We start from the raw sequence: 12,977 nt of genomic DNA, 5'->3' as shown, positions 1-12,977 counted from the left end.
TTGTGGAAATAATTGAAAAGTTGATATATGTAATGGCCCCTTACGCTAATTGGTTATAGGCCTCAAGAATCGGTAGATTGAGCGGGAGAACTAAAGACAATCCCCAATGCCAGAGAGTGTTGAATGGCCTTACTGCTATGATCGAAGTAACAGGTTTCTACACCATTCTGGCGGATATTTTCCATGAGTTGAATAACCGACTTTTTACGGTATTTCCGAGTCCTGCGAATATAAACGGCCTTTATGTTTTGTGGAAAATTCGTACATACTCTTTGATAAATATCGGGGTCTTTCTGGGAGTCATCACCCAGAAGTATGAATTGTAGGTCAGGGTAGAACTGAATGATATTAAATATCTTTTTAAGTTTATGGTCATGACTTCCCGACCCAGTAGATATAAAATCGTCCAGTCCTGATTTTATTTTTTTTAGCTTTAGGATCGCTTTTGGGAGACCATTTAGTTTGGCGAAATTGACGATCATGTCGTACAAATTCCATTCGCTGCTAGAGACATAAAAGAAAATATTATGGTCGGTTTGAGGTCGGTCGTGGCTAGCGAAGGATAGTAATTGATAATGCTGTACGACATCCTGAAATGGTTTACGCGATTGAACATTTTTTGAGAGTAATAGGAAGAGTTTTTTGAAGGACTTTCGGCTGTGGGAGATCAGAAAAGTATCGTCAATATCCGAAATGATACCAAAGGAGCTGGTGTATGGAATGAAAAATTCTTCTTGGCGAGCAATTAGAAAGTCTTCTTTACCAAACTTCCCCTGGACTTCAACCTGATATTGACTCCATCCGGGAGGTATACTATGGGGAAGTGTGACCGAAAATCTAAAATAGCCATCATTTTCGGTTTGGGTGTAGAATTTGGAATTCCCAACTTTGAGGCAAACGGTTATATTCGCAATCGTTTTGACTGAAAAAAGTTTTATTATTGTTCGGGCATATTTGAAACCCTTGTGTGTATACTGATTTTCACCGTGGGGGTATTTTTCGACTACATGCCCAAAAACAACCAGGTTATTCTGATTGCCATACCCTCGGTATAGTTTTATATCTATGTTGGTCATATTTCTCGATTACTTACGCTTTATCGATCCAATTTATAAAATATGCATCCAGAACGGAAAATTTTGTTGGTAGTTAATCCCGTTTCCGGGGGGACTGCTAAAGATGAGATATTTAATATTGCTATAGCACGTTCTAAAATCGAGCCTTTTGAGCTGTTGATTTACCAAACTACTGGGGTAGAGGATTTGGAGGCGATAGGTCATCTGGTGTCCACTCAGCAGCCTGAACGTGTAATTGTAGCTGGTGGCGACGGTACGATCGGTATGGTAGCACGTACTTTGGCCCAGACAGAGGCGATTATGGGGATTATTCCGGCGGGTTCGGCCAATGGCCTATCGGTCGACTTTGCCTTGCCTACCTCCTTCGAGGAAGCATTCGATATCGCTTTAGGGAGCCATGTGATCGCGATGGATGCTGTGGATATTAACGGGGATATTTGTCTACACCTCGGCGACATTGGGCTCAATGCGCTCTTGGTCAAAAATTATGAAATGAACGACAGTCGTGGAAAAATTGGCTATGCCAAGGAAATGCTCAAAACACTCAGCGAGCATAATAATTTTCGGGTTCAGATCGATTATCCGGAAGGACGACTCGAGACGGAAGCGCTGATCGTCATCATTGCGAATGGTGCGAAATATGGCACCGGTGTCAATATCAATCCCAAGGGGAGTATTTCCGATGGCTTTTTCGAACTGGTAATAGCGCGCAGACTAAATTTTATAGAATCCGCTAAAATTTTAACTGGAAGTACCGATTTTGACCCCGATATACTGCAAATTGTATCTACCAAAAGTGCTCACCTGGTCTGTCCCGACCATGGGGTACATTTTCAGATAGATGGTGAGTACAAAGGAGAGGTGAAGGAGCTAAGGATAGAAATTATAGAAAAATATGTGCATGTAGCCGTGCCCGCTCCCCATCCCTAAAATACGCAAGACTAATATAAGTAAGTAGGCTCTGTTGGTAGCTTATATCACCAAGTGTTGTAATGGATATGAATGGAGCTAACGATGAATCGAATTATATTAGGTGTAATACTATTTTGTGGGCTAAATGGTGGCTTATTGGCCCAGTCGGGGGAGTTATGCCAAGGGGCGTATTTTACTGAAAAACAAGGGGCCGAATTTTTGGAAGCCGAAACCTACCAAGACCTGGCCACCTGGGAACATAAGTCTCAGCAAATAAGGGATCGGATCCTAAAGGGCTTGGAGCTTTCGACGCTACCTCCCCGTCCTAGCTCGAAGGCTATCATTCATGGTAAAATGATCCTGGATGGTTATTCTGTCGAAAAGGTGATATTAGAAACTTTGCCGGGTTTTTATCTGACGGGAAACCTATACAGGCCCTTAAAACAATTGGAGTCTTATGCAGGGATACTGGCTCCTCACGGCCATGGCCAAAACCCTACGGGGCGCTATATGGAGCAGACCCAGAAAAGATGTGCCGCTTTGGCCAAAATGGGGGCTGTGGTATTGGCCTGGGATATGATAGGGCATGGAGATTCTCAGCAATGTCAACATAAAATTCCGAAGGCGGCCAAGTTACAGACGATTAATAGCTTGCGTGCCCTCGATTTTCTAGAGTCCCTTCCTGGGATCGATAAACAGCGCATCGGAATGACGGGAGAATCGGGTGGGGGCACCCAGACTTTTCTTTTGGCAGCCTTGGACGATCGGATCAAAGTGTCGGTTCCTTGTGTAATGGTTTCGGCTTATTTTTTTGGAGGCTGCGTTTGTGAGAGTGGCATGCCCATTCATAAGGCTGCAGGCTTCCAGACCAATAATGTTCAGATAGCCGCTTTGGCGGCTCCACGGCCGATGCTATTGATATCGGACGGTGGGGACTGGACCAAAAATACCGCTGAAGTAGAGTTTCCTTATATTCTAAGTATCTATTCCTTATATGGGCAGGCACGGCTGCTCGAAAATGTTCATCTTCCTCATGAGAAGCACGACTATGGACCTAGCAAGAGGAAGGCCATGTATGTTTTTATGGCCAAAACATTAGGGTTGAATTTGCAGGCAGTCCAAAATAGTCAAGGAGAGATGGATGAAAGTAGTATAAGGGTATTGAGTCCCGAAGCACTTTCAGTCTTCGATAACCAGCACCGCCTACCTGCCCATGCCCTTCAGGGCGATGCTGCCGTGATGGGAGTGCTGTAAGTCTTATCTTTATACTTTGCCTAATCGTCTTGAAATGATCATTATTATCGTTTTTATTGCCATTGCCTTTATCGTGTTAAGCTCCACGGTTTTAAGGATGCACCCCTTGGTTGGGCTTATATTAGCCGCTTTGGGAGTGGGAATTGCCGCCGGACTTCCGGTCGATAAGCTCGCTGAGACCATCGGGAAGGGCTTTGGCGATCTGATGTCAAAAATTGGGATGATGGTGATTTTGGGCTGTGTGATAGGATCGATCTTGGACCGATCGGGTGCGGCAGTTAAAGTGGCCGATGTAATATTAAAACTTTTCGGAGCCCGTAGGCCCGCTTTTGCCATGGCCGTCATCGGGGCCGTAGTGGGCATCCCTGTTTTCTGTGATTCGGGATTTATTATCCTTCACAAGCTCAATCGGATAGTAGCCGAGCGTACAGGAAAGTCGCTGGGTACGATAGCTATGGCCCTTTCGGGAGGCTTATTTGCAACGCATACCCTGGTGCCACCTACGCCTGGGCCTATTTCTGCGGCTGGCAACCTGGGCATTCCTCACTCGATGGGGATTATCATCTTACTAGGACTATTGGTGTCCATTCCTAATCTTTTTGTTTCGGCTTGGTTTGCCGAAAAGTACGGGTCAAGGGTGGTGGAGGGGGCGGATCAAGACCTGGGGGCGCATTCGGGTGAGCATCCTACTTTACCACCTGCCTGGAAGGCCTTTATGCCTATTGTTTTACCCATTTTCTTGATCACCTTGGCCTCCATTGGGCATTTGCTCGAGTTTCCTCCGGTTGTATCCCAATGGTTAGGCTTTCTGGGCTCTCCTTTGGTATCTTTTCTGATCGCCATATTCTTTAGCTATTCGCTGTTTTCAAAGGATCGCTCGGGCGCGATGATCGCCTGCTTTAAGGATGGTATCAGCCATTGCGGTACTACCTTGGTATTGGTTGGAGCTGGCGGAGCCTTTGGCGCGGTACTTAAGGAAACCGAATTGAAATACTTGGTGAGTGATTGGCTGGCACATAACGAAATGTCGGGCTTGGCTATGTTGTTGATAGCCTTTGTCATCGCAGCATTTTTTAAAACGGCTCAAGGCTCCACTACCACTTCCATGGTATTAACGACGAGTATTTTGGCCCCTTTATTGCTATCGATGGGGTTTGTTACCCCCTTACAAATTGGCCTGATGGTAATGGCCGTAGGCAGTGGATCCATGACGGTCTCCCACAGCAACGACGCCTGGTTCTGGGTAGTGTCCCAATTTACGGGCATCACGCCTTCATCGACCTATCGAACCCATACCCTGCTTACCGGATTACAGGGGCTGGTCAGCCTGGTGGTCACCTTGTTTCTCTATTTTGTATTGGTGGGGGTGCTAGACCTCTAATTGGCTGGGGTGTATACCCAAGAGGAGCCTGTTCAACGAACAGGCTCCTCTTAACAGGTATAATGACTTCCGGTTATACGCCGAGTTCGGCCAAAACTTCAGAAACTTTGGCAGCAGCCTCTTTAAACTCAATGGCCGATGATACTTTTAATCCCGACTCATTGATGATGCGTGCACCCTCTTCGGCATTGGTACCTTGTAGGCGTACGATAATGGGTACGGGAATCTCGCCGATGGCTTTATAGGCCTCCACGACACCTGCCGCAACCCGGTCGCAACGTACAATACCACCGAAGATATTGATCAGAATAGCTTTTACGTTGGGGTCTTTTAGGATAATCCTGAAACCAGCTTCAACGGTTCTGGCATTGGCACCACCTCCAACATCGAGGAAGTTGGCAGGATCGCCACCCGATAGCTTGATAAGGTCCATAGTCGCCATGGCTAGGCCGGCTCCATTTACCATACAACCTACGTTACCGTCTAGTTTTACGTAGTTAAGGTTGTTGGCACCTGCTTCTACTTCTAGAGGATCTTCTTCGTTGGTATCACGCATCTCGGCCAGTTCTGCATGGCGGTATAGCGCGTTGTCGTCTAAGTCTACCTTGGCATCGACAGCCAAAATTTTATTATCAGATGTTTTTAAAACCGGGTTGATTTCAAACATCGAAGAGTCACTTTCTACATACGCCTTGTAAAGAGCGCCAATGAATTTGACCATTTCCTTAAAGGCATCTCCTTCAAGTCCTAGTGCAAAGGCGATTTTACGTGCCTGGAAGGCCTGCAAACCGACTCTGGTGTCGATCCACTCCTTCATGATCTTTTCGGGGGTGTGCTCGGCAACCTCCTCAATGTCCATACCACCTTCCGTACTGGCCATGATCACGTTTTGATTGGTGGCACGGTCGAGCAGAATGGAGATGTAAAATTCTTTAGGCTCTGTCGGACCTGGGTAGTAGACATCTTCGGCGATAAGCACCTTGTTAACAAGTTTACCGGCCTCGCCAGTTTGATGTGTAACAAGCACTTTGCCAAGAATGTTTTTGGAGATACTGCGTACATCCTCTACCGATTTGGCAAGGGCTACTCCGCGTTGTTCAGTACCTACAATTTTCCCTTTTCCACGGCCACCGGCATGAATCTGAGATTTTACTACATACCATTTGGTACCAGTTTGTTGGCTTAGTTCGCGTGCTACTTCTACAGCTTTGTCGGGGGTATCGGCTACGAGCCCTTCCTGTATACGCACACCATATTTCTTAAGAACGCTTTTGCCTTGATATTCGTGAATATTCATGAGTATAAAAGTAAATTGGTATTTTCACGGCAAATTAAGGAATTAATCAAAACGGGGGTAGGTTTTAGCCCAATTATCTTTTCGATTTATGAAATTACTACATGCTAAGGGGATAAAGAGGAACTATGGGGCCTTGGAAGTACTAAAAGGGATCGATTTGGAAATAGGTGCCGGTGAGATCGTTGCGATAGTAGGTCCCTCGGGAGCAGGCAAAAGTACCCTGCTTCAGATATTAGGAACCTTGGACAAGCCCGACGGAGGGGAGGTATGGATAGAAGACCTCTCGGTTTTTAATCTTAAAGACCAGGAATTGGCTAAGTTTCGGAACGAAAAAGTAGGGTTTATTTTCCAGTTTCATAATTTATTGGCAGAGTTTACGGCCCTAGAGAATGTGTGTATGCCCGGCTATATACAGGGTAGTAAGCCCGAAAAGGAAATAGTAGCCCGTGCCACCGAGCTATTAGGCTTGCTGGGGTTGTCCGAACGGATGGGTAACCTGCCTTCACAGCTATCGGGAGGGGAGCAGCAAAGGGTGGCTGTGGCTCGGGCATTGCTCAATAGTCCGGCCATTATATTTGCTGACGAACCCAGCGGTAATCTCGATAGTCAAAATGCCCTAGACCTGCATCGTTTGTTCTTTCAATTACGCGATGAGTTTGGCCATAGTTTTGTGATCGTAACCCATAACGAAGAATTGGCCGAAATGGCAGACCGACGGTTGGTGATGCAGGATGGATTGATGTCCTAAAACTGGACCTTCCTAGAGGGGGGATCCAATTTATTTATTTTTTTTTAGAAAACTTGTGACCATATATTCCTGATGTCGTATCAAGGGGGAAGTTTTTCATAACGTTGAGTAAAGTGAATAGCCGTCTGAAGTTTTTCGGACGGCTATTTTTTTTTGGTTTACCCTTGCGCTTTATAGGCCCAGCGAGGCAGGGTTTGGCTCCAAAAAGCAAAAATGCTGCCTCAACAGGCAGCATTTTTACTTAATCTATATAAGATATGGGATGTGGAATTACATCATTCCGCCCATTCCGCCTGGGTGGCCATGGCCTCCAGCAGGAGCTGCGTTTTCTTCTGGTTCGTCAGCAATTACACATTCGGTAGTCAAAAGAAGACCGGCGATAGATGCTGCATTTTCCAAAGCCAAACGAGATACTTTCTTAGGATCGATGATACCCGCCTCAAGAAGGTCGGTATACACATTGTCCTTCGCATTGTAACCGTAGGCTCCAACACCTTCTTTTACTTTTTGGATCACAACCGAAGGCTCTTGACCTGAGTTAGAAACGATCGTTCTTAGAGGAGCTTCTAGGGCAACCCGTATGATGTTGATACCGGTAGTCTCGTCATCATTGCTTCCTTTAAGGTCGTCAAGAACAGAAGATGCACGGATAAAGGCTACACCTCCACCAGCTACGATACCCTCTTCTACGGCTGCGCGAGTAGCGTGAAGTGCATCGTCAACGCGATCTTTCTTTTCTTTCATTTCTACTTCTGTAGCGGCACCGATATATAGGATAGCCACACCACCAGAAAGTTTTGCAAGACGCTCTTGAAGTTTTTCGCGATCGTAATCGGAAGTAGTATTTTCGATTTGCGCCTTGATCTGGTTCACACGTCCTTCGATGTCTTCAGACTTACCGTCACCGTTCACCAAAGTAGTATTGTCTTTGTCGATGATGGCTTTTTCGCATGATCCAAGGTAATCCAAGGTAGCGTTTTCAAGTTTGAAGCCACGCTCTTCGCTAATAACGGTACCACCAGTGATGATAGCGATATCTTCAAGCATTGCTTTACGACGATCACCGAATCCAGGAGCTTTAACGGCAGCTACTTTCAAGGCGCCACGGATTTTGTTTACTACCAAGGTAGCAAGTGCTTCACCGTCTACGTCTTCGGCAAGGATAAGCAAAGGACGGCCAGTTTGAGCTACTGCTTCCAAAACAGGTAGAAGTTCTTTCATTGAAGATACCTTTTTCTCGGAAATCAAGATATAAGGACGCTCCATTTCTACTTCCATTTTCTCGGTATTAGTAGCGAAGTAAGGAGAAAGATAGCCGCGGTCGAATTGCATCCCTTCAACGGTTTTTACTTCCGTTTCAGTACCACGCGCTTCTTCTACAGTGATCACACCTTCTTTACCCACTTTTTCCATGGCTTCAGCGATCATATTACCGATCTCGTCGTCATGGTTAGCGGAGATAGTCGCTACTTGCGCAATTTCTTTAGAGGTAGAAATTACTTTTTTCTGAGTTTCCAAGTTGTTTACGATAGCCGTAACCGCCTTTTCAATTCCGCGTTTTAGGTCCATTGGGTTGGCACCAGCCGCTACGTTTTTCACACCGATCGAGTAGATCGCCTGTGCCAAAACGGTTGCGGTAGTCGTTCCATCACCAGCCGAATCAGCAGTTTTTGAAGCAACTTCTTTTACCAATTGTGCGCCCATGTTTTCGATGGGATCTTTAAGATCTATTTCTTTGGCTACAGTTACACCATCTTTGGTGATGCTAGGTGAACCGAATTTTTTGTCGATAACAACGTTACGACCACGTGGTCCTAAAGTTACTTTAACGGCGTCGGCAAGGGTATCTACACCACGCTTAATTCTGTCGCGGGCATCTGTGTCAAAAAATATTTTCTTAGACATATCAGTTTTTAATTAATGGTATTTTATTAGAAAATGTGGTAATGAATATGGTCGGAATTAACCCAAAACGGCATAAATGTCCGACTCTCTCATGATCAACACGTCTTTACCGTCGTGTGTGAGTTCAGTTCCAGAGTATTTGCCATACAATACAGTATCGCCTACTTTTACAGTTAGGGGCTCGTCCTTCTTACCAGGACCAACTGCCAATACGGTACCGCGTTGTGGTTTCTCCTTTGCAGTATCAGGAATAATGATACCAAATGCTGTTTTTTCTTCTGCTTGGGCTGGCTCTACAAGAACCCGATCAGCCAAAGGTTGTACGCTCACTTGTATTTCTGCTAAAGTTGACATAAGATATTAAACGTTTATTTTTTGAATTGTCAGTTATTTAAGATGACTGGTTTGTCCATTAAACAATTCGTGCCAAGGGGTCGGGGCTGCCATTTTTTCATTGCCATTATGACAAAATATCATTCAAGGAGGAAGCTATTGTAATTTAAGGCTGTAGAGGCTGTCAGGTGCTTGTCAAAATTGCATTTATGCCGCGGATTACGTAAATTTTGTCTACATCAATCTCATATTGATATGAAACGCCTAACAGAAAGCTGGATTACCGAGGGGCTGCTCGATTTTGAGTATAAGAAATACGTGCTGCTGGCCTATTTACAACATGTAGAAGGGCAGTTTAATCAGGCTCGCCTCTATCCTCATCTTACTGAATTGAAACGTCATTTGTCAGTTTGTGAGCATGTAAAAGCGCAAAAGGACTCCATGAAGGCCGCTTTTCCACGAACTATCACAGGGATCAATTGGCAAGCCTTGGAGCTCGTATACGAGCAAGAGGTGGAAGACAATCCCAAGCTAGCCGATATTGGTTTTTTGATAGACTATGCCATTCCACAGATCAGCAAGTCGCTAGAACGTGGGGCCAGTGTATTGGAAGAAGTAGGCGATCAATTGCAAATTAGCCCAGTTGGCATCGTGCCTATCCGAACGGAGGAAGGGTATCTGTTTTTCCAAAGAAATAGCCTGAGGCGGATTTTTGTTTATCAGTATCAGCTAGCCTTGTACAATAGTCGGAAAGAGCGCTATGTAAAGCTTCATTATGTGGATCAGGTAAAAGTAGGTCTAGGAAGCAATGTAGCCCAAGTAAAGGTCTCCCTGACCAAAAAATACAAGGAATTGCCCAATCCTGCTACCTATATCATAGAATCCAAAATAGATTATCCCCTGCAAGAAACCATGCTTCCGGTGGCGCAAAGGCTCTTGCTTCGCTACCTTAATCTGGCCTAAAACCAAAAGCAGTCTGCCCCTTGCGGTGCAGACTGCTTTTGCTAAGAGCGTATCTTTTTAGTTAGCACTGTCGGCTGCGGCAGGTACTTCTGTTGCAGGTGCTGGTGCTACTGTACCTCCCGGTACTGCAGTATTTTGAGCTTTTTCAATATTTACACTGTTAATGGCCCCACCGTCACTGCTATTGCCTACCATGATATAAGATACCAATGATATCACAATGATGGCGCCAGCCAGTCCCCAAGTGATTTGTTCGAGTAAGTCGGTCGTCTTTTTTACGCCAAACATTTGTGCAGATCCTGAACCACTGAATTCACTGGATAGCCCTCCTCCCTTAGAATTTTGTACTAAAACCACCAGAATCAGCAATACTGCAATAATGGCAACAAGAATAATCAGACCCAAATACATGTTTTAAATATTTATGATGGAATTTTTATTAAGCTAGACGGTTTAATTCACCTAATTTTTTCGCAAAGTAATTTCTTTTTTCCGGATTTTTCAAGATCAATTTCTGATAAACGTCTTTTGCCTTGTCTATTTTCCCTTGATTGATCAGTATTTTGGCAAATGCTTCAGTGTCAATACTGCTACCTCCACGGTGCGCCAATCGGCCATTTAGGTCCAAGGAAACTGGTTCCAGATCGTTTTCTTGACGAGCGATACGAGGATTTTTTCTCATAAATCCCTCAATAATTTGTTTTTGTTTTTTTTGCTCGTCCGTTATCGGTTTTTCTAAAGACTCTTCCTCCAGTGCGAACGGCTCCGGCACCACTACCTCTGTGTCTAAGAGTAATGCGTGTTCTATAGCGCGTTCTTGAATGGGATCGGCGAGTCTTTCTTCCGAATTTTCTACTAATTGTTGTAGGGCTACCCGGCTCAAAGCATAGGCCGCAGCACGGGGTTTATATTTGCTAAAGGATTCACTCTGGGTGGAGGCAGTAGCCTTGGCCAACAGGGAGTACCCGATTTGGCAGAAAGGAAAACGGTCTACGGTATCCTCCAGATGTGGTATGATATGTTGATCTAGTTTGGATGGATTGCTCACCAGATCTCCAAACATTTCTTTTTCTACTATGGACATGTCCCAGGTTCGTTTAAATATTGGTGTCTTACGAAGATAAGTAATTGGTGGTAGTCCTTACCAATCGGCGGCCGATTTATTAAAAATTTGTTGTACCAAATTCTCTAATATTGTTGGGAGAAGTCTGGCCTCATTTTGGTTAAGGGTTTGGTCTTGAGGGAAATCGGCATAATAGGTAAAGGATTGGTCGAAGTTTTTGGTTTCGTCCAAAGCATTGGAAAAGCGGACCTGGGCTGTGATGTTAAGCCTGTTAAGGCCGGCTTGGTCATTGGCGGTTGGGGCGGCGGCCGTTACATCGTACCCGGTGATACTCCCTTCTATGATCAGATCGCCCCCTGTGGGTATCTGAGTAAGGCTGGTGTTTTTCTGAAAGTATTCCTTTAAGTCCTCAGTGAGGGTCCTAGGAAGGTCCGATGGCCCTCCAGCCGTTCCCATTGTGAAATTTACCACGGTAAAGGTCTTAATGTCCGGAGAAAGGCTCGTTCCGGTAAAAGAATAAATTCCACAGCCCTGTTGCATCCAAGCAAGGCATATGATTCCGGTCAACAGGGTGAGCTTGTAAAGAAAGGCTTTTATTTTAGTATGGTCGACTCGCATAAATAACTACTTACTGGGTAAATGGACACTGATTATATCGCTTAGGGAGCTGCCGTAGGTCACTCTTCTATATCGTATTGCTTTATTTTCCTGTAAAGGGTCCTTTCAGAAATCCCTAAAGCCTGAGCGGCATATTTGCGCTTATTATTGTTCTTCCTCAAGGCTTTGATGATCATCTCTTTTTCCTTGTCTTCTAACGATAGCGATTCTTCTTCGGCCGACACATGCACTACATCTTCTATGTCCTCCCGGTCTGCATTGTATCGTTCGTAGTGATCGAAGGCAATAGGCCTGGAGGGGGGCGGTGGGTTGAGTAGGCGGGTAGGCTCCACAGTGGGGGCTTTTACGGGTTCCACATGGTTAATCGATTGGAACAGTTCCTCATGATCGTCGAGAATTTCCCGGCCATATTTTTCATTTTCCAGAACACCACGAACCAATTTTTTCAATTCCGTGACATCCTTTCTCATGTCGAAAAGTACCTTGTAGAGGAGCTCTCGCTCGGAAAAGGAGGTACCTGCGTCGTCTTCCGTTTTCAATGGTACCAAAGACCGCCTCCCCGAAGGCTGAACGGGATTGAGGTAAGTATTAAGGGTAGCCGCCGAAATAGGGTGCTCTTTGTCAGTCTCTAGTATGGTAATTTGTTCCGCGATATTTTTTAGCTGTCTAATATTACCAGGAAAAGGGTATTCCATTAGCAGGTCGGAGGCGTCGGGTCCTAGCCGAACTGGCTTACTCCGGTAGCGCTCCGAAAAATCGTTGGTGAATTTACGGAACAGGAGTAGCACGTCGTCGCCTCGGTCGCGAAGGGCCGGGACGTAGATGGGCACGGTATTAAGACGGTAGTAAAGATCCTCTCTAAACTTGCCTTTGTTGACAGCCTCTAGCAGATTGACATTGGTAGCTGCCACAACTCTTACGTTGGTTTTGAGGACCTTAGAGGACCCTACTTTAATATATTCGCCGTTTTCTAGGACTCTTAGTAGCCTTGCTTGAGTACCTAGGGGCATTTCACCTACTTCGTCTAAGAAGATAGTTCCCCCATTAGTCGTTTCAAAATAACCTTTCCGGGAGTCTAATGCGCCTGTAAAGGCTCCTTTTTCGTGACCAAATAGCTCGGAGTCGATGGTGCCTTCGGGTATAGCCCCGCAATTGATAGCGATGAAAGCACCATGTTTTCGTGCGCTAAGGTTATGTATTATTTTAGAAAAAGACTCCTTACCACTCCCGCTTTCGCCAGTAATGAGCACCGTTAGGTCGGTACCTGACACCTGTACGGCTACATTAATGGCATGGTTTAGGACTGAGGACCCTCCGATAATTCCAAAACGGTTTTTAATAGCCTGTATTTCCGAAGGATTCATATATTCTGTTGCATTTTAATTTGTAGAGGAGGCATAGCCTCTCCGATAAAAGAAAAGTAAGTG

General features: G+C 45.3%; 13 protein-coding genes. 5 read left to right on the top strand and 8 right to left on the bottom strand.

What is annotated here, in order from left to right; genetic code table 11:
• Positions 1-62 precede the first annotated feature (62 nt).
• Entirely contained in the window at positions 63-1,076 is a 1,014-nt protein-coding gene (locus CLV98_RS04550; protein WP_109673137.1) for an App1 family protein phosphatidate phosphatase, read from the bottom strand.
• Positions 1,077-1,118: 42 nt separating this feature from the next.
• Here CLV98_RS04550 and CLV98_RS04545 point away from each other — a divergent pair, with 42 nt between their 5' ends.
• From CLV98_RS04545 to CLV98_RS04535, 3 genes are all read left to right on the top strand, one after another.
• On the top strand, positions 1,119-2,006 hold the full coding sequence (locus CLV98_RS04545; RefSeq protein ID WP_109673136.1) for a diacylglycerol/lipid kinase family protein: 888 nt from the start codon (positions 1,119-1,121) through the stop codon (positions 2,004-2,006).
• 84 nt (positions 2,007-2,090) lie between these two features.
• Positions 2,091-3,242 carry an alpha/beta hydrolase family protein gene (locus CLV98_RS04540; protein WP_170120665.1) on the top strand — a complete coding sequence of 384 codons (1,152 nt, stop codon included), beginning with the start codon at positions 2,091-2,093 and terminating at the stop codon, positions 3,240-3,242.
• A 34-nt stretch (positions 3,243-3,276) separates the two neighbouring features.
• Positions 3,277-4,623: a GntP family permease gene (locus CLV98_RS04535; protein ID WP_109673134.1), complete on the top strand. Its 1,347-nt coding sequence runs from the start codon at positions 3,277-3,279 to the stop codon at positions 4,621-4,623.
• Between the two features lie 73 nt (positions 4,624-4,696).
• On the opposite strand, the gene sucC is transcribed toward CLV98_RS04535, so the two are convergent.
• Complete coding sequence (sucC, locus tag CLV98_RS04530; protein ID WP_109673133.1) at positions 4,697-5,920, bottom strand: ADP-forming succinate--CoA ligase subunit beta; 1,224 nt, start codon at positions 5,918-5,920, stop codon at positions 4,697-4,699.
• Positions 5,921-6,008: 88 nt separating this feature from the next.
• On the opposite strand from sucC, the gene CLV98_RS04525 reads away from it, so the two are divergent.
• Positions 6,009-6,668: an ABC transporter ATP-binding protein gene (locus CLV98_RS04525; protein ID WP_109673132.1), complete on the top strand. Its 660-nt coding sequence runs from the start codon at positions 6,009-6,011 to the stop codon at positions 6,666-6,668.
• A gap of 270 nt (positions 6,669-6,938) precedes the next feature.
• On the opposite strand, the gene groL is transcribed toward CLV98_RS04525, so the two are convergent.
• Positions 6,939-8,573, bottom strand: a complete 1,635-nt coding sequence (groL, locus tag CLV98_RS04515) for a chaperonin GroEL (protein WP_109673130.1) — start codon at positions 8,571-8,573, stop codon at positions 6,939-6,941.
• A gap of 57 nt (positions 8,574-8,630) precedes the next feature.
• Positions 8,631-8,927, bottom strand: a complete 297-nt coding sequence (locus CLV98_RS04510; protein WP_109673129.1) for a co-chaperone GroES — start codon at positions 8,925-8,927, stop codon at positions 8,631-8,633.
• 234 nt (positions 8,928-9,161) lie between these two features.
• Between CLV98_RS04510 and CLV98_RS04505 the strand changes: the two genes are divergently transcribed.
• On the top strand, positions 9,162-9,869 hold the full coding sequence (locus CLV98_RS04505; RefSeq protein WP_109673128.1) for a hypothetical protein: 708 nt from the start codon (positions 9,162-9,164) through the stop codon (positions 9,867-9,869).
• Between the two features lie 57 nt (positions 9,870-9,926).
• On the opposite strand, the gene secG is transcribed toward CLV98_RS04505, so the two are convergent.
• Genes secG through CLV98_RS04485 form a run of 4 tightly spaced genes read right to left on the bottom strand, consistent with a single transcriptional unit; the run spans position 9,927 to position 12,914 of the window.
• Entirely contained in the window at positions 9,927-10,280 is a 354-nt protein-coding gene (gene secG / locus CLV98_RS04500; protein ID WP_109673127.1) for a preprotein translocase subunit SecG, read from the bottom strand.
• Between the two features lie 28 nt (positions 10,281-10,308).
• Positions 10,309-10,953 (bottom strand): DUF8458 domain-containing protein, encoded by a 645-nt coding sequence (locus tag CLV98_RS04495; RefSeq protein WP_109673126.1) that lies wholly within the window; start codon positions 10,951-10,953, stop codon positions 10,309-10,311.
• 57 nt (positions 10,954-11,010) lie between these two features.
• On the bottom strand, positions 11,011-11,550 hold the full coding sequence (lptE, locus tag CLV98_RS04490; RefSeq protein ID WP_109673125.1) for an LPS assembly lipoprotein LptE: 540 nt from the start codon (positions 11,548-11,550) through the stop codon (positions 11,011-11,013).
• Positions 11,551-11,609: 59 nt separating this feature from the next.
• On the bottom strand, positions 11,610-12,914 hold the full coding sequence (locus CLV98_RS04485) for a sigma-54 interaction domain-containing protein (protein WP_109673124.1): 1,305 nt from the start codon (positions 12,912-12,914) through the stop codon (positions 11,610-11,612).
• Positions 12,915-12,977 lie beyond the last annotated feature (63 nt).

It is taken from the genome of Dyadobacter jejuensis (assembly GCF_003149085.1).
Classification (GTDB): domain Bacteria; phylum Bacteroidota; class Bacteroidia; order Cytophagales; family Spirosomataceae; genus Dyadobacter; species Dyadobacter jejuensis.
The sequence above is the reverse complement of the archived record's forward strand: the minus strand, read 5'-3'. Positions and strand labels throughout refer to the sequence as shown.